This window comes from Phenylobacterium sp., assembly GCF_004299445.1.
Taxonomy (GTDB): Bacteria; Pseudomonadota; Alphaproteobacteria; order Caulobacterales; family Caulobacteraceae; genus Phenylobacterium.
The window spans coordinates 1-26,529 of the sequence record NZ_SCTC01000040.1; the positions used below are offsets into that span (position 1 = coordinate 1).

General features: G+C 68.8%; 27 protein-coding genes. 13 read left to right on the forward strand and 14 right to left on the reverse strand.

All coding sequences use genetic code 11. The annotated features are described in order from the left end of the window. Together EPN98_RS10575 and EPN98_RS10580 are read left to right on the forward strand one after the other, a co-directional pair. Positions 1-222: hypothetical protein (locus EPN98_RS10575; protein ID WP_293362660.1), on the forward strand; the 222-nt coding region annotated here is incomplete at its 5' end. Positions 223-235: 13 nt separating this feature from the next. Continuing rightward, on the forward strand, positions 236-868 hold the full coding sequence (locus EPN98_RS10580; RefSeq protein ID WP_293362661.1) for a heme-binding protein: 633 nt from the start codon (positions 236-238) through the stop codon (positions 866-868). A 31-nt stretch (positions 869-899) separates the two neighbouring features. Here the strand turns inward: EPN98_RS10580 and EPN98_RS10585 are convergent, their stop codons facing one another. From EPN98_RS10585 to EPN98_RS10600, 4 genes are all read right to left on the reverse strand, one after another. Beyond that, complete coding sequence (locus tag EPN98_RS10585; protein ID WP_293362662.1) at positions 900-1,262, reverse strand: YdbL family protein; 363 nt, start codon at positions 1,260-1,262, stop codon at positions 900-902. 12 nt (positions 1,263-1,274) lie between these two features. Then, complete coding sequence (locus tag EPN98_RS10590) at positions 1,275-1,460, reverse strand: YnbE family lipoprotein (RefSeq protein WP_293362663.1); 186 nt, start codon at positions 1,458-1,460, stop codon at positions 1,275-1,277. A 69-nt stretch (positions 1,461-1,529) separates the two neighbouring features. Beyond that, positions 1,530-4,502: a YdbH domain-containing protein gene (locus tag EPN98_RS10595; RefSeq protein ID WP_293362664.1), complete on the reverse strand. Its 2,973-nt coding sequence runs from the start codon at positions 4,500-4,502 to the stop codon at positions 1,530-1,532. A gap of 240 nt (positions 4,503-4,742) precedes the next feature. Next, complete coding sequence (locus EPN98_RS10600; RefSeq protein WP_293362665.1) at positions 4,743-5,519, reverse strand: SDR family oxidoreductase; 777 nt, start codon at positions 5,517-5,519, stop codon at positions 4,743-4,745. A gap of 183 nt (positions 5,520-5,702) precedes the next feature. Here EPN98_RS10600 and EPN98_RS10605 point away from each other — a divergent pair, with 183 nt between their 5' ends. Next, a complete protein-coding gene (locus EPN98_RS10605) occupies positions 5,703-7,784 on the forward strand; it encodes a 3-hydroxyacyl-CoA dehydrogenase NAD-binding domain-containing protein (protein ID WP_293362666.1) in 2,082 nt (693 codons plus the stop codon). A 183-nt stretch (positions 7,785-7,967) separates the two neighbouring features. Beyond that, the gene (locus EPN98_RS10610) at positions 7,968-9,173 is read left to right on the forward strand and encodes an acetyl-CoA C-acyltransferase (RefSeq protein ID WP_293362667.1); all 1,206 of its coding nucleotides are present in this window, start codon (positions 7,968-7,970) and stop codon (positions 9,171-9,173) included. Between the two features lie 85 nt (positions 9,174-9,258). Here the strand turns inward: EPN98_RS10610 and EPN98_RS10615 are convergent, their stop codons facing one another. Next, a complete protein-coding gene (locus tag EPN98_RS10615) occupies positions 9,259-9,864 on the reverse strand; it encodes a YceI family protein (RefSeq protein WP_293362700.1) in 606 nt (201 codons plus the stop codon). Between the two features lie 182 nt (positions 9,865-10,046). On the opposite strand from EPN98_RS10615, the gene EPN98_RS10620 reads away from it, so the two are divergent. Beyond that, positions 10,047-12,125 (forward strand): PQQ-dependent dehydrogenase, methanol/ethanol family, encoded by a 2,079-nt coding sequence (locus EPN98_RS10620; protein ID WP_293362668.1) that lies wholly within the window; start codon positions 10,047-10,049, stop codon positions 12,123-12,125. A gap of 11 nt (positions 12,126-12,136) precedes the next feature. Here EPN98_RS10620 and EPN98_RS10625 read toward each other — a convergent pair whose 3' ends face one another. From EPN98_RS10625 to EPN98_RS10635, 3 genes are all read right to left on the reverse strand, one after another. Continuing rightward, on the reverse strand, positions 12,137-12,730 hold the full coding sequence (locus EPN98_RS10625; RefSeq protein WP_293362669.1) for a DUF3501 family protein: 594 nt from the start codon (positions 12,728-12,730) through the stop codon (positions 12,137-12,139). A gap of 2 nt (positions 12,731-12,732) precedes the next feature. Continuing rightward, positions 12,733-14,100 carry a heterodisulfide reductase-related iron-sulfur binding cluster gene (locus EPN98_RS10630; RefSeq protein WP_293362670.1) on the reverse strand — a complete coding sequence of 456 codons (1,368 nt, stop codon included), beginning with the start codon at positions 14,098-14,100 and terminating at the stop codon, positions 12,733-12,735. A 98-nt stretch (positions 14,101-14,198) separates the two neighbouring features. Continuing rightward, a complete protein-coding gene (locus EPN98_RS10635) occupies positions 14,199-14,618 on the reverse strand; it encodes a rubrerythrin family protein (RefSeq protein ID WP_293362671.1) in 420 nt (139 codons plus the stop codon). 173 nt (positions 14,619-14,791) lie between these two features. Between EPN98_RS10635 and EPN98_RS10640 the strand changes: the two genes are divergently transcribed. After that, positions 14,792-14,983 carry a hypothetical protein gene (locus EPN98_RS10640; protein ID WP_293362672.1) on the forward strand — a complete coding sequence of 64 codons (192 nt, stop codon included), beginning with the start codon at positions 14,792-14,794 and terminating at the stop codon, positions 14,981-14,983. A gap of 62 nt (positions 14,984-15,045) precedes the next feature. Here the strand turns inward: EPN98_RS10640 and EPN98_RS10645 are convergent, their stop codons facing one another. The 3 genes from EPN98_RS10645 to EPN98_RS10655 all read right to left on the reverse strand — a co-directional run bounded on the left by EPN98_RS10645 (position 15,046) and on the right by EPN98_RS10655 (position 17,896). Further along, positions 15,046-16,707 carry a hypothetical protein gene (locus tag EPN98_RS10645; RefSeq protein WP_293362673.1) on the reverse strand — a complete coding sequence of 554 codons (1,662 nt, stop codon included), beginning with the start codon at positions 16,705-16,707 and terminating at the stop codon, positions 15,046-15,048. Between the two features lie 182 nt (positions 16,708-16,889). Continuing rightward, positions 16,890-17,450: an alpha-ketoglutarate-dependent dioxygenase AlkB gene (locus EPN98_RS10650; RefSeq protein ID WP_293362674.1), complete on the reverse strand. Its 561-nt coding sequence runs from the start codon at positions 17,448-17,450 to the stop codon at positions 16,890-16,892. An 80-nt stretch (positions 17,451-17,530) separates the two neighbouring features. Beyond that, on the reverse strand, positions 17,531-17,896 hold the full coding sequence (locus tag EPN98_RS10655) for a hypothetical protein (protein ID WP_293362675.1): 366 nt from the start codon (positions 17,894-17,896) through the stop codon (positions 17,531-17,533). A 207-nt stretch (positions 17,897-18,103) separates the two neighbouring features. Here EPN98_RS10655 and EPN98_RS10660 point away from each other — a divergent pair, with 207 nt between their 5' ends. Further along, entirely contained in the window at positions 18,104-18,646 is a 543-nt protein-coding gene (locus EPN98_RS10660; protein ID WP_293362676.1) for a class I SAM-dependent methyltransferase, read from the forward strand. An 11-nt stretch (positions 18,647-18,657) separates the two neighbouring features. On the opposite strand, the gene EPN98_RS10665 is transcribed toward EPN98_RS10660, so the two are convergent. Together EPN98_RS10665 and EPN98_RS10670 are read right to left on the reverse strand one after the other, a co-directional pair. Further along, on the reverse strand, positions 18,658-19,434 hold the full coding sequence (locus tag EPN98_RS10665) for an alpha/beta fold hydrolase (RefSeq protein WP_293362677.1): 777 nt from the start codon (positions 19,432-19,434) through the stop codon (positions 18,658-18,660). A gap of 2 nt (positions 19,435-19,436) precedes the next feature. Then, positions 19,437-20,714, reverse strand: a complete 1,278-nt coding sequence (locus tag EPN98_RS10670) for an LLM class flavin-dependent oxidoreductase (RefSeq protein WP_293362678.1) — start codon at positions 20,712-20,714, stop codon at positions 19,437-19,439. Positions 20,715-20,869: 155 nt separating this feature from the next. Here EPN98_RS10670 and EPN98_RS10675 point away from each other — a divergent pair, with 155 nt between their 5' ends. The 5 genes from EPN98_RS10675 to EPN98_RS10695 all read left to right on the forward strand — a co-directional run bounded on the left by EPN98_RS10675 (position 20,870) and on the right by EPN98_RS10695 (position 24,449). Next, positions 20,870-21,568 (forward strand): gluconate 2-dehydrogenase subunit 3 family protein, encoded by a 699-nt coding sequence (locus EPN98_RS10675; protein ID WP_293362679.1) that lies wholly within the window; start codon positions 20,870-20,872, stop codon positions 21,566-21,568. A gap of 10 nt (positions 21,569-21,578) precedes the next feature. Next, a complete protein-coding gene (locus EPN98_RS10680; protein ID WP_293362680.1) occupies positions 21,579-23,345 on the forward strand; it encodes a GMC family oxidoreductase in 1,767 nt (588 codons plus the stop codon). Next, positions 23,342-23,701, forward strand: a complete 360-nt coding sequence (locus tag EPN98_RS10685; protein WP_293362681.1) for a cytochrome c family protein — start codon at positions 23,342-23,344, stop codon at positions 23,699-23,701. The genes EPN98_RS10680 and EPN98_RS10685 overlap by 4 nt, the downstream gene beginning before the upstream one ends. A 98-nt stretch (positions 23,702-23,799) precedes the next feature. After that, on the forward strand, positions 23,800-23,994 hold the full coding sequence (locus EPN98_RS10690) for a DUF2061 domain-containing protein (protein ID WP_293362682.1): 195 nt from the start codon (positions 23,800-23,802) through the stop codon (positions 23,992-23,994). A gap of 17 nt (positions 23,995-24,011) precedes the next feature. Next, on the forward strand, positions 24,012-24,449 hold the full coding sequence (locus EPN98_RS10695) for a DNA starvation/stationary phase protection protein (protein ID WP_293362683.1): 438 nt from the start codon (positions 24,012-24,014) through the stop codon (positions 24,447-24,449). An 8-nt stretch (positions 24,450-24,457) separates the two neighbouring features. Here the strand turns inward: EPN98_RS10695 and EPN98_RS10700 are convergent, their stop codons facing one another. Beyond that, positions 24,458-25,693: an erythromycin esterase family protein gene (locus tag EPN98_RS10700; protein ID WP_293362684.1), complete on the reverse strand. Its 1,236-nt coding sequence runs from the start codon at positions 25,691-25,693 to the stop codon at positions 24,458-24,460. 290 nt (positions 25,694-25,983) lie between these two features. Here EPN98_RS10700 and EPN98_RS10705 point away from each other — a divergent pair, with 290 nt between their 5' ends. Continuing rightward, positions 25,984-26,496 (forward strand): NUDIX hydrolase, encoded by a 513-nt coding sequence (locus EPN98_RS10705; protein WP_293362701.1) that lies wholly within the window; start codon positions 25,984-25,986, stop codon positions 26,494-26,496. Positions 26,497-26,529 lie beyond the last annotated feature (33 nt).

Here is a 26,529-nt window from a genome sequence, read left to right on the forward strand (position 1 = left end):
GTCGTGGCCTTGTCATTCTCGGCGATGATCCCCGCCGCCACCGCGCAGGCCATGACCGCCGAGGTGCGCGCGCGACTGACCGCGCGGATGGACCTGTGGGTCGGCGGTGCGGGCGCCGGGCTGACGGGTCCACAGCAACCCGGCGTGCGCACCCTGGTGAATCTGACGGACATACCGAGCGCTCTGGACCGCTGGCGATCCGCCCGGCCCGCGGCGTCCTGATAGGAGACGAACCATGCTGCAGATCGCTCTGGGGGTCGCCGCCGCGACGGCGCTGCTGGTCTTTGCGCCCGGCGCTTCCCGCGCGTCGGTGGAGCAGCCCCGCTACGAGGTGCTCGCGAAGGCCGGACGCGTAGAATTGCGCGAGTATCCGGCGCTCATCGCCGCGGAGACAGTGGTCCAGGGCGATGAGTCCACGGCGCGCAATCGCGGCTTCCGCAAGATCGCCGGGTACATCTTCGGGGACAATCAAACCCGCAAGTCGGTCGCCATGACGGCTCCGGTGGCGCAGGCGGCCGCCACGTCGGAGAAGATCGCCATGACCTCGCCGGTGGCCCAGGAGCCAACCGCCGGGGGGTGGCGGATCCAATTCTTCATGCCGGCGGCATATGCGATGGACACGCTGCCGCGGCCCAACAACGCGGATGTGACGCTGCGAACCCTGCCGGCGGAGCGATACGCCGTGATTCGGTTCAGCGGCTCCACAAGCGCCGCGCGGATGGCCGAGCGCGAAGCGGAGCTCATTGCCGCCGCCAAGGCCCAGGGCTGGCGGGTCAAGGGCGCGGCCGTCTACTGGTTCTACGATCCGCCGTGGACGCCGTTGCCCCTGCGCCGCAACGAGGTCGCCATCCCCGTCGCCGCCTCTTGACGACCGGCGCCGCGACGGGCGGCTGTCTGGCCTACTTCCGTGTCCAACCGCCGTTCGCGGGCTTGTAGTACTCGCCCGGCTTCACGCGGCCCTGGATGACGTTGGTGAAGGCCGAGGCGCCCGCGGCGGCGGCCGATACCTTGTTCTCGGCGGCGGCCTCCCGGTAGAGCTGGGCGCGACCGGCGTTGATCGAGGCCACGGCGGCCTGCTGGGCCGCATCGCCCGGCTTCACGAAGCCCAGGAAACCGTCGGCCTGCTCGCCGACCACGCCGGCGGCCTTCGCCGCGTCCACGGTGGCCTTTTCCGCGGCCGTCTGGGCGACGGCGGCGGGCGGAGCCGCGGCCAGCGCCAGCAGCACGGCGGCGCCCACGTTGAAGAAATCGGTCTTTTGCATCTCTCTCAAGCCTCAGAAGAGGTTCGGGTTTTTCTGGATGAGGGCTTTGACGTCCTCGTCCAGCTGCAAGCGGACGTTGGCGTCCAGCTTTGCATAAATGGTGATCGGCGCGACCTCGACCCTCACGGTCGGGGTGCACGCGCCGAGGCCCAGCAACGCCCCTGCGAGCAGGGGGGCGGCGGCGAAGGCGGCTCTCATGGGTGGGACCTCATCATGTCTCCTATTCGACAGTGTCACGGCTGAACCGGACCTGAACTGTTTGTTGCATCACGGTTTCGGCGCCTGGGGCGTCCGGGCGCGCTGGAATTCCCCCCAGTCGGCCATCAGGTCGTCCAGGTTCAGGGTCGTATCGAGCGTCAGGTTCACCCCCGTGCCTGACGGCAGCGGCAGCTTCCGGCCCAGGAACTTCCGCTGGATCAGCTCCAGCAACGTCAGCCGGATGCGCTGCTTCGTCGGCGGATCATGGCGGCCGACGATATGGAACAGCATCCCCAGCCGCCCGTCGTCCTTGCTCGCCACCGTGACCTCAAGCGTGTCGAACGCCAGGTTCTCCATGGCCTGGTAGGCGAAGTCGGTGAAGGTGTCGTTCGGGTTCACCTCCGAGGGCAGGGTGGTCGGGGTGTCGGCCGAGACGCCCGTCAGCGCCGCGCGGCTGATCGAAAGCCGGCCCGGCTGGTCGGCCTTCAGGAGGCCGCCCGAGATACGCACCTTGTTCCCGGTCATCTCGAACGGGATGCGGCCCGACACCTTGGCGTCGAGGTCCACCTTGTCGCCGAACGGCGAGGCCTCGACCAGGTCGTGCAGCTGCACGCCCTCGACGTAGATCACCCCGCGGGTGGGCGCGCCGGGCGCCAGCGGCACCTCCAGGGTCTCGGCCCGAATGCGGCCGCCGCCGACGCTGGCCTCGCCGCCTTCCACCTTCAGCAGGTTGTCGGCCAGCTCGAACCGCGCGCGCAGGCCGGTGAGCAGCACCATCGACTGGACCTCGGCGACGGTCAGCTCCTGGCCGGGCGCCGCCTTCAGCGGGGCGAGGCTCTCGAAGACGATCTCGCCCTTCAGCCCGCGCACCGGGCCGGCCGGGCTCTGGAAGTCCAGGCCCGGAACGATCAGCTTGCCCGAGCTGGTCGAGCCTTCCGGCGCCCAGTCGAAGCGACCCGTGAACCTCGCCTGCCCCACCGCGGGCGAGCCCACGGACGAGGCCAGCGGTGAGATCTGCAGCGGCTGCAGGCCGCCTTCGGCGAAGGTCAGGGTCTCGGTCTCGATCACCGCGACCCCGAAGCCAAGCCGCCCGTCGTGAGTGACCAGCGCCGTGCCCAGCCGCCCGGCGTCCGGCCGCGTGAACGCCAGGTCCGCGCGCCAGATGAACTCGCGCAGCGTCACGTCGCCGCTCATCAGGAACGGGTTGAACCGCGTCTCGGGCGCGGTGTCTTCCAGGCGCGCGGTGTCCGCATGGATCGTGGCCGTCATGTTCGGCCCCGAGCCCGACGCCCGCACCCGGCCCGCACCGCCCGCCACGCGGCCCTGCACGAACGGCGCCGCGGCCGCCACCCGCTCGGCCCGGCCCGACACCCGCCACGCGCCGTTGCGCATCGCAAACAGCGGCCCGCCCGCCGGGCACAGCCGTCCCGAGATCGCCTCGATGTCGTTGGCCCCGAACTCCAGCCGCTGGACAGCGAAATCGGCGCAACGGCTGGCCGTGAAGGTGATCCCGCCTTCCGCCATGGCCACCCGCCCGGCGGCCCCCAGCCGCGCGTTCACGGCCGGCCCGGCCGACAGCCCCGAGACCGCCAGCGCCACGTCCGCGGAAGGCGCCTCGCCCAGCTGCAGCCGGCTGATCGTGAGGTCCGTCTTCGGCAGACCGCCGCCCGAAGCAGACAGCCGCTGCGCGCTGGTCATCACCAGCTGGGCGCCGCTGTCGGATGTCAGGCGCACCGGCTCGCGCATCGCAAGGCTCCAGCTCGGCGGCTGCTGGCGATCGTAGCTCGCGGTCAGGCCGAGTCTCGGGGCCGCAATCCGGAAGCCGCGCGCCGCCCGCTTCAGCGCCAGCACGCTGCCCGCGTCGCCCGCGACGGGCGCGCCCATCCCGCTCCACGCCCCATGGCCGACCACTGAGCCGGTGAGCTCGGCCGTGCCGCGGCTTGCCCCGACCGAGACCGGGCCCGTGGCCGCGACGACGAAATCGGTCAGCCGGAGATCGGCCGCCCGGATCTCCTGCGCCGCGCCGCTCAGGGTGACGACGCCCGCCAAGCGATCGCCGCCCGCGCGGGTCCAGGCCAGATCCTTCGACGTGATCGCCGCACGAATCGCCTCTGCGCGCGCCTCGCCGAACCGGCCCGAGCCCGCGTTGAAGCTGCCCGCCATCTGTCCCCGCACCGCCAGATCGCTGATCCAGCCCCGCGACTGGCCAGTGAACCCGACCTTGAGCTCGGCCTTTTCCAGCGTCTGGCCCACGACGTCAGCGCGGGCGCCGACCACGGTCAGGTTGGCCACGACCGCGCCCTCGCCCCGGCGCTTCTGAGCATCGGGATAGGGCAGCTGGGCGGTGAATGTCAGGCGCGCGTCGGACAGCGTCGCGCCGCCCGCCGTCGCCCGGGTCACCGGCGCCGAGAACGATACATCCGCGCGCCCGGACCGCGTGACCTCGGTCAGAGCGCCCACGCCCAACGCCACGTCGAAGTCGCGACTCTTCAGCCGCGTTGGCGCCGACGTGGCGGTCAGGGTCTTCAGCTGGCCGTCGTCCACCAGCGCGTCGGCGGTCACGCGCACCGGCCCGTAGTCGGTGCCGAGCACCAGAACGCCGTCGTCGATGTTGATACGCGGGATCTTGGCGCCCGGTGGCGGCGGCCGGCTGAGGAATTCTGTCACCAGCGGGTCCAGCGATCCCATCTTCAGCCCCGCGGGCGTCAGCCGCGCCCGCAGCACCGGCTTGCGCAGCGTGACCGAGACCACCTCCAGCCCGGACAGTCGCGCGCGATAGCGCACGTCCACCTGCTGCGCCTCGAAGTCGGGGTTGCTGGGGTCGCCGAGGCTGAGCCTGGCGGTGAAGGTCGAGGGCCCGATTTCCTCGACCACGGCCCGCGTCGCGATGCCCCGGCTCTCCAGCCAGCCGGTCAGCGCCTCGCGCGCCAGGGTCCGGCGGTTCAGCCAGGTCAGCGCCACGATCACAAGCACGACGACGCCCGCCACCGCCAGGAGGCGTAGCAGCGTACGGCGCGGGCGCGTCTGAGGTTCGTCGGTCAAGGTCGATGGTTCTGGCGTTCGTCCCCTAGATAGACGGAATCGCGCAGGAACCGTGACCGTTCCATTTTGGAAGGGCGGAGGAGATTGGTGGAGGGGGGGAGAGCGCGCTCCTGGCGCTGCACCGTGCGCCTTCCCAGCCGCGAGAGACAGCCAGTCCCCCTCCAACCTCATCTACGCAAGTTCGGCGCCATTGGACGCAGTTATCTCGAATGCGCCTCGGCCCATAGGTCGAGGGGCGCTTCAGACCCCCAGCTGCCCCAGCGCCACGCCGCCGTCGACAGCGATGGTTTCGCCCACCACATAGTCGCCGGCCCGGCTGGCCAGGTAGATGGCCACGCCCTGCATGTCCTCGTCCGTCCCGATCCGGCGCGAGGGGATGCGCTTGGCAACCTCGTCGCCCTGGTCGCGAGCCACACGGTTCATGTCGGACGCGAAGGCCCCCGGGGCGATCGAGCTCATGACGATGTTGTCCTCGATCAGCCGCGCGGCCATCCGGCGCGTCAGGTAGATCAGGCCCGCCTTCGAGGCGTGATAGGCGTAGGTCTCCTGCGGGTTCAGCCGGATGCCGTCGATCGAGGTGATGTTGATCACCTTGGCCGGCCGCTCGTGGGTGGCGCTGGCCTTCAGGGTCTTGTGCAGGGCCTGGGTCAGGAAGAACGGCGACTTCAGGTTCAGGTCGACCACCTTGTCCCAACCGCTCTCGGGATACTCCTCGAACGGCGCGCCCCAGGCGGCGCCGGCGTTGTTGAGCAGGATGTCCAGCTTGTCCTCGTGGCTGAGGTACCGCTCGGTCAGCATCTTGCAGCCCTCGACCGTCGAGATGTCGACCGGGATCGAGACGCACTGCGGGCCCAGTTCCTCGGCCGTCGCATCGCACGCCGCGGCCTTGCGCGCCGAGATGTAGACCTTGCGGCAGCCCGCCTCGAGGAAGCCCTTGGCGATCATCTTGCCGATGCCGCGCGACCCGCCGGTGACCAGCGCCACCTTGCCGTCGAGTGAGAACAGATTGGACGCCATGAACGGTCCCCTTCCCTTTCGTTGCGGCAGGCCCCCAACGTGCGCTTTCCCCTTGCGGGAATTGACTTGGCCTCGCCTGCCGAGGCCTATAACACGCGTTTGAATTTCACGGCCGCCAGATAATTGCCGGTTCTTTTTCCTGCTTTGAATGGGCGGTCCGCCAACCACTTTCGAGGAAGCCAGATGACCGAGATCAATTCGGTGACCACCCTCACCCGCGATGGCGACGTGGCCGTCATCACGTTGAATTCGCCGCCCGTGAACGCCCTGTCGGCGAACGTCCGGGACGGTCTCTTCGAGGGCTTCAAGGCCGCCGGCGCATCGGACGCCAAGGCGATCGTCCTGATCTGCGAAGGCCGCACATTCATCGCGGGCGCCGACATCAGCGAGTTCGGCGCGCCGGGCAAGCCGTCTGCCTCTCTGCAGGACGTGCAGAACATGATGGAGAACTCGCCGGTTCCCGTCGTCGCCGCGATCCACGGCACCGCCCTGGGCGGCGGCCTGGAAGTGGCGCTGTGCGCGCACTACCGCGTCGCCGTTCCGTCGGCCCGCCTGGGCCTGCCGGAAGTGGCCTTGGGCCTGTTGCCGGGCGCCGGCGGCACCCAGCGCCTGCCCCGCGTGGTCGGCGTCGAGACCGCGCTGGAGATGATGACCTCGGGCCGCCACGTGCCGGCTCCGGAAGCGGCCAAGCTGGGCCTGGTCGACGAGCTGGCCCCCGAGGGCGAGCTCAAGGCCGCCGCCATCGCCTTCGCCAACAAGTGCGTCGCTGAGAACAAGCCGCTGGTGAAGATCAGCGAGAACAACACCAAGCTGGAAGCCGCCAAGGGCAAGCCCGAGATCTTCGCCGATTTCCGCAAGGCCAATGCGCGCAAGTTCCGCGGCTTCGACGCTCCGGAAGCCAACATCAAGTGCATCGAGGCGGCCGTGAACTCGGCCACCTTCGAGGAGGGCCTCGCCGAAGAGCGCAAGCTGTTCATGGGCCTCATGACCGGCGCCCAGTCGGCCGCCCAGCGCTACTACTTCTTCGCCGAACGCCAGGCGAACAAGATCCCCGACGTGCCCGACGACACCCCGATCCGCGAGATCAAGAAGGTGGGCGTGCTCGGCGCCGGCACCATGGGCGGCGGCATCTCGATGAACTTCATGAACGCCGGCATCCCGGTGGTGATGGTCGAGATCAAGCAGGACGCGCTGGACCGTGGCATGGCCACCATCCGCAAGAATTACGAGCGCTCGCGCGGCGCTGACCCGGCGGTGACCGAGAAGCGCATGAGCATGCTGACCGGCTCGCTCGACATGAACGACTTCGCCGACTGCGACCTGGTCATCGAGGCCGTGTTCGAGCGCATGGACATCAAGAAGGACGTGTTCACCAAGCTGGACGCGATCTGCAAGCCGCGCGCGATCCTGGCCTCGAACACCAGCTACCTGAACATCGACGAGATCGCCTCGGTGACAAAGCGGCCGGAAGACGTCATCGGCCTGCACTTCTTCTCGCCGGCCAACGTCATGAAGCTGCTGGAAGTCATCCGCGGCGAGAAGACCGCCAAGGACGTGATCGCCACGTCGATGAAGCTGTCCAAGAAGATCGGCAAGATCGCGGCCCTGGCCGGCGTCTGCCCGGGCTTCATCGGCAACCGCATGCTGAGCCAGCGCCAGCGCGAAGCCCAGAAGCTGATCATGGAAGGGGCCATGCCCTGGGACGTCGACCGCGTCCTCTACAACTTCGGCTTCCCCATGGGCCCGTTCGCGATGAGCGACCTGGCCGGCCTGGATATCGGCTGGGTGAAGGAAAACTCGAAGGGCGAGACCCTGCGCGACGTGCTCTGCGAAGCTGACCGCCGCGGCCAGAAGACGGGCGCCGGCTACTATGACTACGACGAGAACCGCAATGCCAAGCCCAGCGAGTTCACCGAGAAGGCCATCAACGACTTCATCGTGAAGTCGGGCAAGAACCCCCGGAAGATCTCGGACGAAGAGATCCTCGAGCGCTGCATCTTCCCGATGATCAACGAGGGCGTGAAGATCCTCGAAGAGGGCAAGGCCATCCGCTCGTCCGACATCGACGTAGTCTGGGTCAACGGTTACGGCTGGCCCGTCTATCGCGGCGGCCCGATGTTCTACGGCGACCTGATCGGCGGCCCCGCCAAGGTCCTGGAGAAGATGAAGGAGTTCCAGGGCACGATGGGCGACGACTTCAAGCCCGCCGCCCTGCTCGAGAAGCTCGCCGCCGAAGGCAAGAAGTTCGGCGACCTGAAGGGCTGACGATCCAGCGCTTTTCCCTCCCCTTCATGGGGAGGGTCGCGACCCCGGACCTGGTCCGGGGGAGACGGGCGGGGAAGTCACGATCCTCCCCGACGTCAGCACTCCGGCCCACACTTCCCCACCCTGGCCGCTGCGCGGCCTGTCCCTCCCCACAAGGGGGAGGGAAAGTTCAAGGACTCTCTCATGCGTGAAGCTGTCATCGTCGCCGCCAAGCGGACGCCCATCGGCAAGGCCTATCGCGGCGCCTTCAACAACACCTACGGCGCCACGCTGGGCGCCGAGGCGATCCGCGCCGCCGTGGCCCAGGCCGGGGTCGACCCCGGCGAGATCGACGATGTCGCCATGGGCTCGGCCCTGCAGCAGGGCACCACGGGCAACAACATCGCCCGCCAGGCGGCGCTGCGCGCCGGTCTGCCCAACACCGTCTCGGGCATGACCATCGACCGCCAGTGCTCGTCGGGCCTGATGGGCGTGGCCACCGCCGCCAAGTACATCATCAACGACGGCGCCCAGGTCGCCATCGGCGCCGGCATCGAGTCGATCAGCCTGGTGCAGAACGACAAGATCAACCGCTTCATGGCCACCGACACCTGGCTGCGCGACCACGTGCCGGAACTGGCCACCTCGATGATCGAGACCGCCGAGATCGTGGCCGAGCGCTACGGCATCAGCCGCGAAGCGCAGGACGAATACGCCCTGCAGTCGCAGCAGCGTACGGGCCAGGCCCAGGCCGAAGGCCGCTTCGCCAACGAGATCGTCCCGGTCACCACGATCATGAAGGTGCTGGTCAACAAGGAGACGGGCGAGACGGCCGACAAGGAGATCACCATCTCGGCCGACGAGGGCAATCGTCCCCAGACGACCCTGGCCGACCTCCAGAAGCTGAACCCGGTGTTCAAGGGCGGCAAGTACGTGCCCGAGGGCAAGTTCGTCACCGCCGGCAACGCCAGCCAACTGTCGGACGGCGCCGCCGCCGTGGTGCTGATGGAGCGCAAGGAAGCCGAGCGCCGCGGTATCGAGGCCCTGGGCGCCTACCGCGGCATGGCCGTGGCCGGCTGCGGCCCCGAGGAAATGGGCATCGGCCCGGTCTTCGCGATCCCCAAGCTGCTCGAGCGCAACGGCCTGACCATCGACGACATCGACATCTGGGAGCTGAATGAGGCCTTCGCCAGCCAGGTCATCTACTGCCGCGACAAGCTCGGCATCGACCCGGCCAAGTACAACGTCTCGGGCGGCTCGATCTCGATCGGCCACCCCTACGGCATGACCGGCGCCCGCTGCACGGCCCATCTGATGTACGAAGGCAAGCGCCGCGGCGCGAAGTACGGCGTCGTCACCATGTGCGTCGGCGGCGGCATGGGGGCCGCCGGGCTCTTCGAAATCTTCTAGGTCACGGATAGTCCGCAAACACCAAGGGCCGCCTGCGAGGGCGGCCCTTTTTGCTGGGCGGTCGACTCCTGTCCGAAGAGCTGGATCAGGGGGCCGGCTTGAACTCGGCCGCGAGCTGCAAGGTCACCTCGTCGCCGAGGACCGGCAGGTAGGTCTTGATCCCGAAATCCGAGCGCTTGAGCACCGCCTTGCCGGAAAAGCCCACGGTGTACTTTCCGTCGGTGGGGGCGATGCCCGCGCGGTTGAAGGTCGCCTCGATGACGACCGGCTTGGTCACCCCGTGCAGGGTCAGGTCGCCGGAGATATCGGCCGTGCGCTCGCCGGTCGTCTTGACGGAGGTCGCCTTGAACGTCGCGGTGGGGAACTTGGCCACGTCCAGGAAGTCGGGCGACTTCAGGTGGTTGTCGAGCGCGGTGTTCAGCGTGCCGACAGAGGCGGTATCCACCGTCACCTGGAGGTCGGCGGCCTGCACGGCCTTGGGGTCCAGCTTCAGGGTCCCGGCGACGCCGGTGAACTGTCCGACGTAGGTCGAGAAGCCCAGGTGGCTTACCGACCAGGTGATCTTGGAGTGGCTCGGGTCGAGCACATAGGCGCCCGCCTTGACCTCGGCGGGAACCTGCGTCGACTGGGCGAGGGCGACCGGCGCCACGACGAGGGCCACGGTCAGGGCGTAGGCGACGGTCTTCAGCATCTGGCGCACGGACGTACCTCTCTGATGCGCCAGCAGGGCGCCGCCTCTAGCTAGAGCCCTTCCCTTTTGGGGACAATCGCGGCCCTGGCACGGCACTGCTGCCCAAATGGAAATAATTCATCAAGACTCGCGATGCGGCCGGGCGTCTGCGACAGTCGGTCCAAAGAGTTCGGGGGGACGTCATGGGCAGGATACTGCGCTGGGCGGCGGTGCTGTGCATGGCCGCCGCGGTAACCGCGTGCGATCGCGGCGTGGATCAGAAGCGGATCGAGGCCCCCGACGCATCGGAATGGCTCACTTATGGCCGCACCTACGACGAGCAGCGCTTCTCGCCCCTCACCCAGGTCAACAAGGACACGGTCGGGAAGCTGGGCGTCGCCTGGTGGGCCGAGTTCGACACCGACCGGGGCCAGGAAGCCACCGCTCTGGTCTCCGACGGCGTGCTCTACACCACCACCGCCTGGTCCAAGGTCGCCGCCTTCGACGCCAAGACCGGCAAGCGGCTCTGGGACTACGACCCGAAGGTGCCAGGCGAGGCCGGCTTCAACGCCTGCTGCGATGTGGTGAACCGGGGCCTCGCGCTCTGGAAGGGCCGCCTCTACCTGGGGACGCTCGACGGCCGGCTGGTCGCCCTCGACGCCAAGACAGGCAAGGTCGCCTGGGACATCCAGACCACCGACAAGACCCGGCCCTACACGATCACCGGCGCGCCCCGGGTGATCAACGGCAAGGTCCTGATCGGCAACGGCGGCGCTGAGTACGGCGTGCGGGGCTATGTCAGCGCCTATGACGCCGCTTCCGGCAAGCTGGTCTGGCGCTTCTACACCACGCCCAACCCCACCGGCGCGCCCGACGGCGCCGCCTCGGACAAGGTGTTCAAGGAGAAGGCCGCGGCCACCTGGAGCGACGGCGCCTGGAAGGAGACCGGCGGCGGCGGCACCGTCTGGGACGCCATCACCTACGATCCGCAGACCGGCCTCGTGTACATCGGCGTCGGCAACGGCACGCCCTGGAACCATAAGCTGCGCTCGGGCGGCAAGGGCGACAACCTGTTCCTCTCGTCGATCGTGGCGCTCAAGCCCGAGACGGGCGAGTACGTCTGGCACTACCAGACCACCCCCGGCGAAAGCTGGGACTACACCGCCACCCAGCACATCATGGCCGCCGACCTGAAGGTGGACGGCAAGGTCCGCCGCGTGGTCATGCAGGCCCCGAAGAACGGCTTCTTCTACGTGCTCGACGCGAAGACCGGCCAGCTGATCTCGGCCGAGAAGTTCGTGCCCGTCGAGTGGGCCGAACGCATCGACCTCAAGACCGGCCGCCCGGTCGAGATCGCCGCCGCCCGCTATCCCAAAGGCACGGCGTCCAACCAGATGGTCGGCGCCCTGGGCGGCCACAACTGGCACCCGATGGCGTTCAGCCCCAAGACCGGCCTGGTCTACATCCCGGCCCAGCACGGCCGCGGCTTCTATGCCGACCCCGCCGACTTCAAGTACGTCGCCGGCGCCTGGAACACCGGCATGCTGCGCCTCCCCGAGGGGCCCAACGCCAAGCCCACGATCACCCGGCCCAACAACCGCGCCGCCGCCCGCGGCGAGCTGATCGCCTGGGATCCGGTCACCCAGACCAAGCGCTGGAGCGTCATGTTCCCGCACATGACCACCAGCGGCGTCCTGGCCACCGACGGCGGACTTGTCTTCCATTCGGCGCTCAACCGCCTCATCGCCTACGACGCCCAGACCGGGCATCTGCTGTGGAGCTACGACCTGGGCGCCCGCGCCATCGCGCCGGCCTCGACCTACGCCATCGACGGCGAGCAGTACGTGGCCCTGATGGTGGGCGCCGGCGGCGCCGGCAACTTCGACCAGCCCCGCCAGCGCGGCCGCCTGCTGGTGTTCAAGCTGGGCGGGACCGTGAAGCCGCCGCCCTATCCGAAGCCCGCCGTTCCCCCGCCGCTGGACCTGACCCTGGCCACGGCGTCAAAGGGCGACGCCGACAAGGGCGGGGTGGTCTACGACCAGTTCTGCGGCGGCTGCCACGGCCGCGGCGTCTTCCTGCCCAACCTTGCCCGCTCGCCCGCGATCCTCGATCCCGAGGGCTTCAAGGCCATCGTCCTGGACGGCGCGCTGAAGGCGAACGGCATGGCCCCCTTCCGCCGCTTCTTCGACGAGGCCGCCGCCGAGGACATCCGCGCCTTCCTGCTCTGGCAGGCCAAGACCGCTCCGCCGCCGGTGGCCGAGGAACCCCGGCACGCGCAGTAGGAAGCGTTAGCTCAGGCGAAGTCGCGGCTGAGTTCGGCCCGCGACGCCGGCGACAGGCCCGCCAGGTGGCTGTAGCGCTCGTGCGCGCAGCCGATCAGGATTTCTGTGCCCGGATCGCGGAACTTCGCCACATGCTCAGGCTTCAGCGCGAACCGCAGGAAGTGGACCGAACTGGTCTTGCCGTCCTCGCGGGTGCGCTCGACGTCGCCCTCCGGGACCGCCATCACCCGCTCGCCGCCCACCTGGATGAAGAACAGGTCCTCGGCCCCGCCCAGCTGCGCCAGCACCGCCGCGCGCCGCACGGGATCGTCGATCTCGAACATGACCGTGGCGACCAGCTCCGAGCCCTGCGGGATCAGCGGGTTGTAGGCCGCCAGCTCGTCAGGCGCCTGCGCCGCGCCGCCCTTCTCGATGAGCAGCATCTCCTGCACCTGGAAGAGCATGGTGTCGTAGTTCTCGAAGTAGAACGTGCAGTAGGGACCCAGCGCGATCCGGCGCAGGCGCTTCACCGGCAACAGCTCGGCGCGCCAGGCCTTGCGGCGCTGGGCGAACTCGGCGTCGGGCAGTAGGTCCGCAGGGGTGATGCGTCGTTCGGCGAGCGGCATCTTCAGATCACTCCATAGGCGCGGGCGAACACCTCGATCGGGTGCGCCTCGGCAGGTCTTGGCGGAGCCCCCTCCTTGGCCTCGTCCCCGATCAGCTGGCCCAGGTGCTTGCAGGCCAGCGGGCAGTCCGAGCACAGGGTCTCGTTGCCCTTCGTCGTCACCTGGCGGGCGGCGGGCCGGCCCACCTTGTTGGCCGCGGGCCGCGTGGCCTTCATCACCCCGAATGTGCCGCCGTGGCCCGAGCAGCGCTCGACCAGATCGACCTTGGTGTCGGGGATCAGCTTCAGCATCTCCATCGACTTCGCCCCCATATTCTGGGCGCGCGCGTGGCAGGCGTGATGGAAGGTGACCCCGCCGGCCACCGGCGCCAGGCCGGGGACCAGGCCATAGGTCTTCGACAGCTCGACCACGTACTCGGCCACGTCCTTGGTCCTGGCCGACAGCGCCGTGATCGAGGCGTCGTCCGGCAGCATCAGCGGCCACTCGAACTTCATCATCAGCCCGCACGAGGCGGTCAGGGCGACCACGTCGTAGCCCTGCTCGATGTAGGGCTTGAAAGCCGCCGCGACCCGCCGCGCCTTGCCCGCCACGTCCTTGATATCGCCGGCCTCCAGCTGCGGCATGCCGCAGCATTCCGGATAGACCAGCTTCACCTCGACGCCCTGCAGCGCCAGCACCTTGGCGGCGGCCACCGCCGTGTCGGGCTTGTTGTAGTCGACGTAGCAGGTCGCATAGAGCGCGACCTTGCGCTGGCCGAACGCCGGGCCCTGCGGGTTGGCCGCCAGCGGGCTCTTCAGCCGGTCGGTCGCGGTCTTGCTCGCAAACGTCGGCAGCTCGGCCTCGGCGTCGATCTCGGCGATCGCTTCCAGAAGCTTGCGCAGCGGCGTGTTCTTCCGCGCGGTGGCCCAGTTGGCCAGGCCCGCCACGGGCTTGGCCAGCTTGCCGTTGCGGTCCATCTCGCCCAGCTGCTCGCGCACCCAGTCCTTCTCGCCCGCACGGCGCTTGGCGGCGCGATAGCGCAGGATCAGGTGCGGGATGTCGATGTCGAAGGGGTGCGGCGGGACGTACGGGCACTTCGTCAGGAAGCACATGTCGCACAGCGTGCAGGCTTCCGCGATGTGGGCGTGGTCCTTGGGCCCGATGCCGTCGATCTCGCCCGTCGGGCCCTCGTCGATGGCATCGAACATCCGCGGGAAGCTGTCGCACAGATTGAAGCAGCGCCGGCACGTGTGACAGACGTCGAACTGCCGTTGCAGCTCGGCCTCAACCTTCGCCAGATCGTAGTACTCTTCGTCCTGCCACAGGATCGGGCGGCGGAACGGCGCGTCGAGGCTGCCTTCGCGCGGGGGAGCTTTCGTGTCTTCACTCATACCGTCATCCCGGCCGTAGCGAAGCGGAGAGCCGGGACCCAGCGGCCGCGGCTCTCACTTCTGGGTCCCGGATCGGCCTGCGGCCGCCCGGGATGACGTTACTGATCGAGCGAGTCGAGGGCGCGCTGGAAGCGGCCGGCGTGGGACTTCTCGGCCTTGGCCAGCGTCTCGAACCAGTCGGCGATCTCGTCGTAGCCTTCCTCGCGGGCCGTGCGCGCCATGCCCGGGTACATGTCGGTGTACTCGTGCGTCTCACCGGCGATCGCGGCCTTCAGGTTGTCGGCGGTGCCGCCGATCGGCAGGCCCGTGGCGGGGTCGCCCACGCCTTCCATGAATTCCAGGTGGCCGTGCGCGTGGCCGGTCTCGCCTTCCGCGGTCGAGCGGAACACCGCGGCCACGTCGTTGTAGCCTTCCACGTCGGCCTTCTGGGCGAAGTAGAGGTAGCGGCGGTTCGCCTGGCTCTCGCCGGCGAACGCGGCCTTCAGGTTCTCGATAGTCTTGCTGCTGGCAAGCGACATACGCATCTCCCTTGGGGCGCCGACATCCCTCCCTTGGGCGCCGCGCCGTGCGGCGGGACTATGGACCCGCCGGCCCATCGATCAACATGGTTCTCTCTATGCTGAGCATCGAAAGGCTCTATGGAGCCCGCCGCGCCCGCGCGGGTTCTGCTCCTGAAGCAAGGAGCACGCTCATGTCCGACAACAAGATTCAGGGCGAAGGCGACTACATCTCGGGCAAGAAGTACCAGGAGATGCAGCACGAGTTCGCGCAGAACGGCCCCGTCGAAGAGAAGGCCCGCGAAGCCGAACAGGCCCTCGACGGCCCCGAAGCCGCCGACCTCGAAAAAGCCCGCCGCGACACCGCGAACGGCAAGCCCGACTGACTAACCTCCTCTCCCCCGGCGCAGCCCGAGAGGGGGAGGGAGTCTGCCTCGTGCTTCGATCCCTACGGCGCTGAGGCTCCCACGGGCGCCGCCCGCGCCCTCTCGATCCGCGCCGTAAGCGCGGCGCGCTGAGCCTCGGTCTTGGCCGCCCACCACGTCCGCACCTCATCCACCGGCACGGGCGTCACCCAGCGCGCGTAGCGCTTGAGCTCGGCCTTCGGATAGTCGCTGGCGATGCCGCGCAGGTGGCGGTCGAAGAAGCCCAAGACGAAGTCGTTCTGCGCCCCGATCATCACCCGTGTCGGCGTCGTGCCGAACAGGGGATCGCGCGCCGGCCGGCGCATGAACAGGGTGAAGTCCGACAGCCCCATGTGCTGCGCGCCCTTGACCGACACGCGATAGATGTCGGGCCGTGTCCCCATCGTCGCCAGGCGCTCGTAGGAAAACTCGTTGAAGCTGCGCAGCGCCTTGGGCGGCGCGACCTTCAGCGACTTGTAGATGTTGTCCAGGTCGGAGTGGAACATCAGGAACGGCGCGGGAACCTCGGCCGCGAAGGCCTGGAACGGGAAGTCGCCGCCATCCAGGTTGATCCCCGCCGCGCACCGCCGGTCGCGCATGCACACGGTCCCCGAGGTCGCGCCGCCGAACGACATGCCCATCTCGCCCACCCGCGTCAGGTCGCCCGCCGCGGCGATGGCGCGGATCTCGGGCGGCACGGCGCCGCGCTGCAGTTGATCGTGCACGAAGATGCGGTCGGCAGCCCAGATCTCGCCGCTCTTCATCATCCTGTCGCTGGTTCCACCCAGCGCCAGCTCGCGCATGCGCAGATAGCCTTCGAGCCGGTCGTCCAGGGTCGCCCCCGAGAGCGCCTGCTGCTGCGCCGCGCGGGCGGCCTTGTCGCCGTCGGTCTGCGGCGCCTTGGCCATCTGCGCCAACGCCGGGTCGGACGGCGCCACCCCGCCGCTCGGGAACACGGTGTCCGAGGAGTCATAGGTGTGCTGCACCGAGAAGACGATGTACCCGTGGCTGGCCAAGTGCTCCATCAGCACCGTGTTCTGCGCCAGGAACGAGGTGTAGCCGTGGCTGTAGAACACCACCGGCAACCGTGACGGCCCCGCCAGAACCGGCGCGTTCGGATACGAATTCGTGGTCACGTGCTTCACGTAGGTGAAGAACGGCGGGAAGCCCGCCAGCGACCCCATGCCCTTGGCGGTGGTGTCGGCCTCCTGCTCCGAGAAATAAGGCGCCGGCGTCCGGCTGGTGATGTCGCCGGCCGGATACCAGACCCTGACCAGCAGCTTGCGCGGCTCGCCCGGCTTGGCGGCGAGCACGCCCGGCCGGCTGGCGTCGTCCACCTCGAAGCTGCGCACCCCCACCGGATGCGGCCCGCTGGGCTTCGGCAGCGCCGAGACCGGGAAGGTCACGATGGCCGCCAGCGGGACCAGCGCCAGCAGGCCGAACACCACGCCCGAGACCCACGGCTTGCCCGTCTTCTCCGGCGCCCTGCGCAGCCGGTTCACCAGCAGCACCAGCAGCAGCACTGCCGCGACGGCCGCCCCGACCCCGTCCTGCCACCGGTCGTCGATCACGCCCCACAGGCCCAGCAGCAGCGCCGCCCCGGCCGTCCCGGCCAGCAGCACCGCCCGCCCGGGCAGCCCGCGCAGCCACCAGACGACCACGAACGCCGCCAGCGCCCCCAGCAGCAGGATGTCGACGACCGTCATGCGCGCCCCCCGTTTTCCCAACCATAGCGGTGATGTCAGCCCGCGCGCAGCTTTCCTCGCCTAGAGCCCTCTCCCCCTTGCGGGGAGAGGGTTGGGAGTGGGGATGTCGGCTCAGAGCCCGAAGGTTCGCACCCCCACCCCCGACCCCTCCCCGCAAGGGGGAGGGGAGAACCAGCTCAGCTTTACGCCCGCAAGTTCCGGAACGTGATCGAATAGCGGTGCGACTTGGCCTCCGGCAGGCTGTGCTCCCAGATCAGGCGCGCCGGCCCGTCCAGCAGGTAGGCCGAGCGCGGCGCGACCGGCACGTTCATCCGCTCGAACCGCTCACCCACCCGCCTGCGAAACCGCATCACGGTCGGCGACACCAGCGACACGCCGACGATCTTCTCGAACACCGGCCGGTCGCGATGCCAGCCGATCGGCGCGCCTTCGCGGTACTCGTTGATCAGCACGTGCCGGAACGCCTCGCCCGGCAAGCCCGCGAACGCCGCCGCGCGGTTCCGGACGGGCAGCAGCCAGTCCGGCATCGCCTCGGCGTCCACCAGCCCCGGTCCGGTGAAGTCGTAGCGCAGCCCGAAGCTGACCACACGGCGGCGGCCCTCGTAGCCGCGGAACTGGAACGGCTCGAACGCCAGCCCGGCCAGCCGGTCCACCAGCTCGGCCTCCTCGGCCGGCGTCACCAGGTCGTCCCGGTACCGGAACCCCTCAGGCGCCACAGGCGGAAGATCGAACAACGCGCTCACCAGCGTTTCCATGGCCGCAAACGAAGGCGGCGGGAAGGATCGCCCTTCCCGCCGCCGACAATCAGGTCCGGTCTCCGCGACTAGTAGCGGGGATAGTCGTTGTAGCCGTAGCGGCGCTCGTCATCGCGACGCGACAGGCGGACGTCGTTGCTCAGCAGGTCCATCCGCCGGTCCAGATCGCGGCTCTCCCAGCGCGACAGGCCGTTCACCCGATAGCGCGCCTCCAGGCGGGCGATGCGGTTGAATTCGGTCCGCAGGCGATACGCCTCTCGGCCGGTCAGCTGGCCCGAGCGGACGCCCTGGTCGATGCGGAACGCCAGCCGCTCCTGGCGCTCGTCGTGCGGCATCCAGCGGGTGTCGTGGCGACCGTAGCCATAGGGTTGGGCTGCGGCCGCGCCCGCGGTCAGGGCGGTGGCGGCGGCCAGGGTCACGATCATGGTCTTCATTTCGGTCTCTCCTCTCATGGGTCCATCGATGGAGGGGGCCGGCGCATCGCGCCCTGTCCGCTCCAGACGTCCCTCGATGGGGAGGCAAAACTCCGTTTGCCGGATTTGGTTCAGCGTGGCCGCGCCCCCGCTCACGAAGGCGTGAACACGGCCCGGATAGGCGCAGCCGCACATTGGCAGGGTCGAAAGCCGTGGCGGAGGGTGCGGATGAGGCTGTTCTGCGCGCTGATCGCGACCCTGCTTGTCGCGGCCTGCCAGACCGTCCCGCCCGACCGCGGCATCGACGTGATCTATGTGCCGACCCCCTATGAGACCGTCGACGCCATGCTGGCCCTGGGCGAGGTGAAGGCCGGCGACGTCGTCTACGACCTGGGCTCGGGCGACGGGCGCATTCCCATCGAGGCGGCCAGGCGTTTCGGCGCCCGCGGCGTCGGCATCGAGCTCAGCGAAGTCCGCGTGGCCGAGGCCCGCGCCAACGCCAGGGCCGCCGGCGTCGAGCGCCTGGTACGCTTCCGCCGCCAGGACCTGTTCGCCGCCGACATCGGCGAGGCGACCGTGGTGATGCTCTACCTGCTGCCAGAGCTGAACGAGCGCCTGAAGCCCAAGCTCCGCGCCCTGCCCCCAGGCACGCGCATCGTCAGCTACACCTGGGACATGGGCGCCTGGACCGCCGAAAAGACCGTCAACGTCGCCCCCGGCGTCCAGATCTACCTCTGGCGCGTGCCGGAGAAGGGCGTGCCGATCCCGTAAGGGGGCGCCCCCTACCCCAGCCGCCCGATGGCCTCGGCCACCGCGCGCGGGTGCTCCATCGTGACCATGTGGCCGGCCTCGGGGATGGAGACCAGTTCGGCGCCCAGGATGCCCTTCTTGAAGCCGTGCGCGTAGACCGGCGGGATCAGCTTGTCGCCGTCGCCCCACACGATCACAGTCCGGGCGCGGATGCGGTGCATACGGCCGGCCAGACCCCGCTCGGGAATGGGGAAGAGGATCCGCCCGGCCATGCCCAGCTGGCGGGCGTTGGTCACCAGGTAGGTCTGCAGGAAGTTGGGGTCGGTGACGTTGCGGCCCGCCGTCAGCATCGCCGCGCCCGCCTCGGCGTCGTGGAACAGCAGCGCCGGCATCTCGTAGGGCAGGGTCGCGAACAAATCGGCGATCGGGTGCTCGTCGTCCCACAGGCCGGCCGGGGCGATCAGGCAGAGCCGCGAGACATCGTTGGGCTGAACGGCGGCCATCTCGGCCGCGATCATCCCGCCCATCGAGTGGCCGACCAGGATCGGGTCCTTCAGCCCCAGCGCCTGCACCACATCCCAGCTGTGCAGGGTGAAATCCAGCATGTCGCGGATCTCGGGCGCCTCCTCGCTGTCGCCGTAGCCGGGGATCAGCGGGGCGTAGACGCGATGGCTTTTCGCGAGCTCGGCCAGCAGCGGGTCGTCGGCGGTGACGCCGCCGGCCCCGTGCAGGAAGACCAGGTCGGGCCCGGCGCCGCCGACGAGATAGCGGACCGGCGCATAGGTGGTCTGGACGGTGCGCAGCTCCATGGTCACGCCTCCACCGCGTAGGTCTTCATCAGCTCTTCACGGGTGGGCGCCTGCTTGGGCAGGGCGCCCGAGGTGACCCGGTCCTTCAGCGGCTGGGTCCAGAAGCGGTTGTCGTGATCCCAGTCGGGGAACATGTTCCGCAGCTTGGGCATCACCTTCTCGGCGAACAGCTTGGTGGAATACATGCACTTGTCGGCCGGCATGTTCCCCACGTGCATCAGGCAGAAGATGTTGCCGACGTTCAGGCCCTTGATCAGGTCCTCCATCCGCTGGCGCACGGTCTCGGGGCTGCCGGCGATGATGTGCCCCTGCTCGGTCAGCTCCTTCCAGGTCAGCTGGGTGTAGCCGCCGGTGGGCGGGGCGTACTGCGACAGGGCGCCGGTCTGGATGGTCTTGATCGTGCGGTAGCCGGGCGCGTCGGCGAAGCCCGGATAGACGTGCAGGCAGCGATTGTAGAAGTAGCTGACGTGCTCGGAGTAGAGCCGCTCGGCCTCCTCGTCGGTGTCGGCCACCAGGATCGTTTGGGCGAAGCCGGCGCGGTAAGGGCTCTTGTCGACGCCCCGCTCCTCCACCCGCTTCCAGTAGCCGTTCATCAGCGCCTGGGCGCGCAGGTAGCCCGAGAAGCTGAGGTACGAGTAGCTGTAGGTGTTGTCGATGCAGAAGTCGTAGGTCTCGACCGAGCCGCCGCCCGGGATATGCACCGGCGGATGCGGCTGCTGGATCGGCCGCGGCCAGATGTTCACGTGGCGCAGCTTGTTGTAGCGACCGTTGAAGGCGAAGGGCTCGCGGGTGGTCCACGCCTTGATGATCAGGTCGTGGGCTTCCTGGTATTTCTCGCGCGTCAGGCTGGGAATCTGGCCGTAGCAGTAGTTGGTGTCCATGGAGGTCCCCACCGGGAACCCCGCCACCAACCGCCCGCCCGAGATGCAGTCCAGCATCGCGAACTCTTCGGCCACCCGCACTGGCGGATTGTAGAGGGCGATCGAGTTGCCCAGCACCACGACCGCCGCATCCTTGGTCCGGCGCGCGAGGCCCGCGGCGATGATGTTGGGGCTGGGCATGATGCCATAGCCGTTCTGGTGGTGCTCGTTCACCCCCACGCCGTCGAAGCCGAGGGTGTCGGCGTACTCCAGCAGATCCATGTAGGTGTTGTAGACCTCATGGCTCCTGGCCGGATCGAACAGCTTCTGGTCGATGTCGACCCACACCGAGCGGTTCGTCTCCCGGAAGTCGTCCGGGAGATAGGGCCACGGCATGAGGTTGAACCAGGTGAACTTCATGCGTCGTTCCTCCGTCAGCGCCCATCTCTGATGGAGGGTCGCTGAACGACGATAACCTATCGCGGGGCGGCGCCAAGCCGGTCATTCCGGTCCGCTTGACGAACGACGTTCGAGGGAGTCTGCTCAGGCCGACGTCCCGGGGGGGGGGGGGATCCATGCGACAGCCAGCGCTCGATCGTCGCGCGATTCTCCTGCTTGCGAGCGGCATCGCAGGGGCCGGAACGGCGGCCGAAGCCGCCCCGGCGGCGACGCCCCCTGCGGCAGAGACGCCACCCGCCGGCTACATCTTCCTCCAGCCCAGCGAGGCCCTCTTCGTCGAGGCGCTGGCGATGCACATGGTCCCTGCCGACGACCTCTCTCCGGATGGCGTCGCGCTGGGCATCCCGGTGTTCATCGACAGGGCGCTGGCCGGCTCATGGGGCAAGGGCGACCGGCTCTACATGCAAGGCCCGTGGCGGTCCGGGTCGCCGAACCAGGGCTACCAGCTGCCGCTCACGCCATCCGAGCTGTATCGGGTGGGCATTGCGCAATCCAACGCCTACTGCCAGGCGACCTACGGCAAGACCTTCGACCGGCTGCCTGCCGCGGAGCGGGAGGGGTTCCTCGTCGCCCTCAGCCAGGGCCGGCTGGCTCTGCCGGGCGGCCTGCCCGCACGGCCTTTCTTCGATGTGCTCTACCAGACGGTGATGGAGGGTATGTTCGCCGACCCGATCTACGGCGGCAATCGCGACAAGGCCGCCTGGCGGATGATTGGCTTCCCTGGCGTGATGGCGAACAACGCCCAGAACATCGCACTCTACAACGACGGACGGCGGTTCACGGCAGAGCCCGTGGGCATCGCCGACATGTCGTAGGCGGACGGCCGTGGCCCGTACACTGCCTCCGGTCGACATCGTCATCGTCGGCATGGGCTGGACCGGCGGGATCATGGCCCGCGAGCTGGGCCCGACAGGCCAGAAGATCGTGGTGCTGGAGCGGGGCGGACCCCGCTCGACCGGCGAGAACTTCAGCGTCCCGATGATCCGCGACGAACTTCGCTACGCCCAACGCACCGACCTGATGATGGACACGGCGAAGGACACCGTGACGATCCGCAACACGCCTGCGGAGACCGCGTTGCCCATGCGGCGGCTGGGCTCCTTCCTGCCCGGCGAGGGCGTGGGAGGCGCGGGCGCACACTGGAACGGCGCCACCTGGCGCTGGGCCGACAACGACCTGAAGATCCGATCGATGTACGAGCAGCGCTACGGCGCGGGCTTCATCCCCAAGGACATGCCGCTGCGGGACTGGGGGGTCAGCTACGCCGACCTTGAGCCCTACTACGACCGGTTCGAGTACGACGCCGGCGTCTCGGGCAAGGCGGGCAACATCAAGGGTCGCAAGCAGGCGGGCGGCAATCCGTTCGAGGGCCCGCGCAAGCGCGACTACCCGCTCCCGCCGCTCACCGAGAACTACGCAAGCAAGCTTTTCCGCACGGCGACCCAGGGTCTGGGACTGCACCCCTTCGCCCGGCCGGCCGCCAATGCTTCCAAGCCCTACGTCAATCCCGACGGCATGCAGCTGGGCCAGTGCCAGTATTGCGGCTTCTGCGAGCGCTTCGGTTGCGAGTCCAACGCCAAGGGCAGCCCGCACACCACGGTGATTCCCGTGGCCCTGAAGAACCCCAACGTCGAACTTCGGACCTGGTCGTGGGTGCAGAAGGTCATGCTCGACTCCACCGGCAAACGCGCCGTGGGCGTCGCCTATGTGAACGTGCAGACGGGAGAGGAACTGGAACAGCCGGCCGACCTGGTCATTCTCTGCGCCTACGCCCTTTCGAACGTGCACCTGATGCTGCTGTCGGGGATCGGCGCGCCCTATGACCCGGCTACGGGTCAGGGCGTGGTCGGCAGCCACTACGCCTACCAGGGGTCGGCGTCGCAGCAGATGTTCTTCGAGGGCAGGAACTTCAATCCGTTCATTGCGACCGGGTCGATGGGCGCCATCGTCGACGACTATCACGCCAACTGGGACTTCGACCGCGGCCCGCAGGGCTACATCGGCGGATCCACGATCAGCGTCAGCGGCAGCAATGGTCGCCCCATCGGTTACCGGCCGACGCCAGCAGGCACGCCGGCCTGGGGCGCCGAATGGAAGCGGGCGACCGCCAAGTGGTACCAATCGGCCCTTAGCGTCAGCGCGCTCGGCGGGGTCATGCCCCACCGTCAGAACTTCCTCGACCTGGACCCCACCTATCGCAACCGCTTCGGCCAGCCGCTCCTGCGCATGACCTTCGACTTCAAGGACAACGACCTGAAGCAGAACCGCCATGCCGCCGAGCTGTGCGCGCAGATCGGGCGCGCCATGAACCCGACCCACGCGAACCCCGCCTTCTATCCGCGCACGTGGTCGGTGGTTCCCTATCAGTCGACCCACAACACCGGCGGGGCGATCATGGGCGCCGAGCCTGGGGCCAGCGCCGTCAACACCTGGCTGCAGAGCTGGGACGTGACCAACGTGTTCGTGGTCGGCGCGTCGGCCTTCCCGCACAACTCGGCCTATAATCCGACCGGCCCGGTGGCGGCTCTGGCCTACCGAACAGGCGAAGCCATCCGCGAACGCTACCTCAAGCGTCCGGGACTGCTGTCATGAGGTGGGTCGTCCTTCTCCTGGCGCTCATCGCCGCGGGCCCGGCGACCGCCGGCGGCGATGCGAAGCGCGGCAAGACGATCTACGCCCAGTGCGCAGCCTGCCACACCGTCGATCCTGCGGCGCCCAAGGCGCTCGGCCCCCACTTGAAGGGGATTGTCGGTCGCAAAGCTGGAGCGGTCGAGGACTACGTCTATTCCCCGCCAATGCGCCGCTCGGCCGTGATCTGGACCGCCGAAACGCTCGACGCCTTCCTCGTCGACCCGCAGGCGGTGGTCCGGGGCACCAAGATGCCGTTCTCCGGGCTGCCCACACCGCGTGACCGCGAAGACCTGATCGCCTTCCTCGCCGGGCTCTAGCTCACCATCGTCGAAATCTATTCTAATTGGTCACAAGATCGATTGGACCTTTGTCCTGGCCCTGCCTATCTAGCAGCGACAGACAAGGACGACCGCCCATGCGCCTCGCCGCCAAGACCGCCAGCTGGTCGCTGGTTCACATGATCGTCGCCATCGCCGTGGCCTATGCGCTGACCCGCAACTGGCAGGCGGCCCTGGCCGTGGGCCTGATCGAGCCCATCTTCCAGACCATCGCCTTCGCCGTCCACGAGCGGGCCTGGGCCCTCAAACCCGCCCGCGTTCGCGCCCGCTGATCCCAGGAGAGACACACATGGCCGAAAAATCACAAAATGAGATCGCCGCTGGGCTCTCCAGGCTCCTGGCCGACACCTACGCGGTCTACCTGAAGACCCACGGCTACCACTGGAACGTCCGCGGCCCGAACTTCGGCTCGCTGCACGCCCTGTTCATGACCCACTACACCGAGATGTGGGCCGCCATCGACCTGATCGCCGAGCGCATCCGCGCCCTGGGCGAGCTGGCGCCCATGGGCTACGGCGCCTTCGGGCAGCTGTCGCAGATCAAGGACGGCGACCCTGCCCAGAACGCCGAGGCCATGCTCACGGAGCTGGTCGCCGACCACGCCGCCCTGGTCGCCACCGCCAAGGCCGCCCGCGACGGCGCCGACGACGTCACCGCGTCCCTGATCGACGCCCGTGTCGAGGCCCACGAGAAGCACGCCTGGATGCTGCGCGTCTCTATCGGCTAGCGGCGCGGTCAGGCGGCGTCGGGCAGCGGGCTTACCGCCCGAGTCTCGTCGAACCAGACCCAGGCGTCGAACTGCTCGGGCAGGCGGCACCCGGCGTAGTGGCTCGCACGCTCGGTCTCCGGGCGGTAGACGGCGCCCACGAACCGCTCGAGCCGCGGCTCGGACAGGGCGCGACGCAGGGCGCTGTGCACCTGCGGGCGCAGGTCCAGCAGGAAGCGGCCAACCCCTGTGTCGTGCGCGTCGCGCTCCTGGCTCCCGGGAAGGGATGGCCGGATCGGCTTGACCTCGACGCGGCCGTCCCAGGCTCGGACGCAGGCCACCTCGCCGGCATGGCACCCCATGCCGATCAGGCGCACCTCGTCGCCCCAGGTCTCGCGGCAGAGCTGGCCAAGGCTCAGCTCGTCGCGAACGACGCCCATTTCGGTCGCCCGCGCGTCGCCGACGTGCGCGTTGTGCGCCCAGACCACGATCTTGGCGTCCCGCCCCTTGCTTTCCATCAGCCCCTGCAGCGTCTCGGACATGTGCCGGGCGCGCAGGTTCCACGCCTCGGCGCCGCCGTAGTACATGGCCCGATAGTAGTCCGGAGCTTCGCGAAGCAGCCGCGCCGCGTTGGCGGCGCTCAGAAGCGCCTCGTCACCGCCGGCGGTCTCCTGCAGCTGGCGAGCCAGGGCGTCAGCCAGGCGCGACGTCACCGCAGCCTCGTTGGACGCATAGCGCCCTGACCCCGCCACCCGGCCCGGCGCGTCGTCCTGCGACCACGGCGCCACACAGCCGAAGCGGTCGCGCGCGAGGTCGGCGACCTCGGGGTCGACCTTGGCGAGATGCTCCACGGCCGTGCGCATCGATCCGGCCAGGTTGTAGAGGTCCAGGCCATGGATCGCTGTCTGCGCGCCTGGCGCCCGGCCGCTGTTGTGGGCGGTAAGCCAAGTCAGGAAGTCGTCGAACTCAGCGTTGCGCCACATCCAGTTCGGAGCGCGCGGGGGAGCCGCCTGTGTCGGACGCTTGCGCCCCCGCGCCTGGGCGTCCAGCACGCGGGCGTCCGGCCAGTCGGCCTCCAGCGCCAGGATGTTGAAGCCGCGCGTCTCGATCAGCCAGCGGGTGATGGCCGCTCGCGCGCGATAGAACTCGGACGTTCCGTGGGTGGCTTCGCCCAGCAGCACGACCCTGCCATCGCCGAAGCGGTCGAACAGGCGGCCAAAGGCGGGATCGTCCAGGTCGGGCAGGGGCTCCGCCGCCAGCGCCATGTGCGCCGCCGGGCCGTGTCGGGGAGATGGCGCTGTCGCTCGAGGTCTCGCGAACGTGCGCGACGGCTCGGCCGACGCGACCGGTTCCGCGTCGTGATCGCGGACCGGATCGGTGGTCGGCTGGCCCGAAGGCCGGATGTCATGCATGAGTCGGCTAATCCCGAATGGCGCCCTCAACAAGAACCAGCCAAGGTTGGCCAGGGTTCCGGGCGAATGCGCGGCGGGAGTGTGCAGAAATGGTGGTGGAGCTGCGCAGGGTTGAAACGGCCTACCAAGGGTTCTTGACCCTGATGGTCGCGACCTGCACCGGGCCCGACGGCGAGACGTTCCGTCGCGAGATCGAACACCACGGGCGGGCCGCCTGCGTCCTGCCCTATGACCCCGCACGCAAGGTGGCGCTGATGATCAACCTGCCGCGCGCGCCGGTGATCTGGGCCGGAGGGCCGCCTGAGCTGCTCGAGGCCCCGGCGGGTATGGTCGAGAACGAGGATCCCGAGGACACCGCCATCCGCGAAGCGCTGGAAGAGGCAGGCGTCGCCTTGCGCCGACTGGACGCCGTGGCCTCTCCCTTCTCGATGCCGGGCGTGTCGAGCGAGCGGATCGATCTGTTCCTGGCGGAGTACTCCCAGGGCGACCGTACCGGCCCCGGCGGCGGGGTCGAGGGCGAGAACGAGCATATCTCTGTCCAAGAAGTTCCGCTGTCGCGGCTCTGGGCATGGGTCGAGCAGCGCAAGATCGAAGACCTGAAGTCGCTGGCGCTGATCCTGGCGCTGAAGGTTCGGCGGCCTGAGCTGTTCGCCTAGCAGCAACCTCCCCCGCCGAGTGCTAACATGTTG

Bases quoted from the DNA above. Each gene is read 5' to 3' on its own strand.
- EPN98_RS10580 (WP_293362661.1), top strand. From the start codon at position 236: ATGCTGCAGATCGCTCTGGGGGTCGCCGCCGCGACGGCGCTGCTGGTC.
- EPN98_RS10685 (WP_293362681.1), top strand. From the start codon at position 23,342: ATGAGGTGGGTCGTCCTTCTCCTGGCGCTCATCGCCGCGGGCCCGGCG.
- EPN98_RS10620 (WP_293362668.1), top strand. From the start codon at position 10,047: ATGGGCAGGATACTGCGCTGGGCGGCGGTGCTGTGCATGGCCGCCGCG.
- EPN98_RS10600 (WP_293362665.1), bottom strand. From the start codon at position 5,519: ATGGCGTCCAATCTGTTCTCACTCGACGGCAAGGTGGCGCTGGTCACC.
- EPN98_RS10700 (WP_293362684.1), bottom strand. From the start codon at position 25,693: ATGGCGCTGGCGGCGGAGCCCCTGCCCGACCTGGACGATCCCGCCTTT.
- EPN98_RS10695 (WP_293362683.1), top strand. From the start codon at position 24,012: ATGGCCGAAAAATCACAAAATGAGATCGCCGCTGGGCTCTCCAGGCTC.
- EPN98_RS10705 (WP_293362701.1), top strand. From the start codon at position 25,984: ATGGTCGCGACCTGCACCGGGCCCGACGGCGAGACGTTCCGTCGCGAG.
- EPN98_RS10585 (WP_293362662.1), bottom strand. From the start codon at position 1,262: ATGCAAAAGACCGATTTCTTCAACGTGGGCGCCGCCGTGCTGCTGGCG.
- EPN98_RS10675 (WP_293362679.1), top strand. From the start codon at position 20,870: ATGCGACAGCCAGCGCTCGATCGTCGCGCGATTCTCCTGCTTGCGAGC.
- EPN98_RS10605 (WP_293362666.1), top strand. From the start codon at position 5,703: ATGACCGAGATCAATTCGGTGACCACCCTCACCCGCGATGGCGACGTG.
- EPN98_RS10690 (WP_293362682.1), top strand. From the start codon at position 23,800: ATGCGCCTCGCCGCCAAGACCGCCAGCTGGTCGCTGGTTCACATGATC.
- EPN98_RS10655 (WP_293362675.1), bottom strand. From the start codon at position 17,896: ATGAAGACCATGATCGTGACCCTGGCCGCCGCCACCGCCCTGACCGCG.
- EPN98_RS10635 (WP_293362671.1), bottom strand. From the start codon at position 14,618: ATGTCGCTTGCCAGCAGCAAGACTATCGAGAACCTGAAGGCCGCGTTC.
- EPN98_RS10640 (WP_293362672.1), top strand. From the start codon at position 14,792: ATGTCCGACAACAAGATTCAGGGCGAAGGCGACTACATCTCGGGCAAG.
- EPN98_RS10670 (WP_293362678.1), bottom strand. From the start codon at position 20,714: ATGAAGTTCACCTGGTTCAACCTCATGCCGTGGCCCTATCTCCCGGAC.
- EPN98_RS10625 (WP_293362669.1), bottom strand. From the start codon at position 12,730: ATGCCGCTCGCCGAACGACGCATCACCCCTGCGGACCTACTGCCCGAC.
- EPN98_RS10590 (WP_293362663.1), bottom strand. From the start codon at position 1,460: ATGAGAGCCGCCTTCGCCGCCGCCCCCCTGCTCGCAGGGGCGTTGCTG.
- EPN98_RS10660 (WP_293362676.1), top strand. From the start codon at position 18,104: ATGAGGCTGTTCTGCGCGCTGATCGCGACCCTGCTTGTCGCGGCCTGC.
- EPN98_RS10615 (WP_293362700.1), bottom strand. From the start codon at position 9,864: ATGCTGAAGACCGTCGCCTACGCCCTGACCGTGGCCCTCGTCGTGGCG.
- EPN98_RS10665 (WP_293362677.1), bottom strand. From the start codon at position 19,434: ATGGAGCTGCGCACCGTCCAGACCACCTATGCGCCGGTCCGCTATCTC.
- EPN98_RS10610 (WP_293362667.1), top strand. From the start codon at position 7,968: ATGCGTGAAGCTGTCATCGTCGCCGCCAAGCGGACGCCCATCGGCAAG.
- EPN98_RS10630 (WP_293362670.1), bottom strand. From the start codon at position 14,100: ATGAGTGAAGACACGAAAGCTCCCCCGCGCGAAGGCAGCCTCGACGCG.
- EPN98_RS10645 (WP_293362673.1), bottom strand. From the start codon at position 16,707: ATGACGGTCGTCGACATCCTGCTGCTGGGGGCGCTGGCGGCGTTCGTG.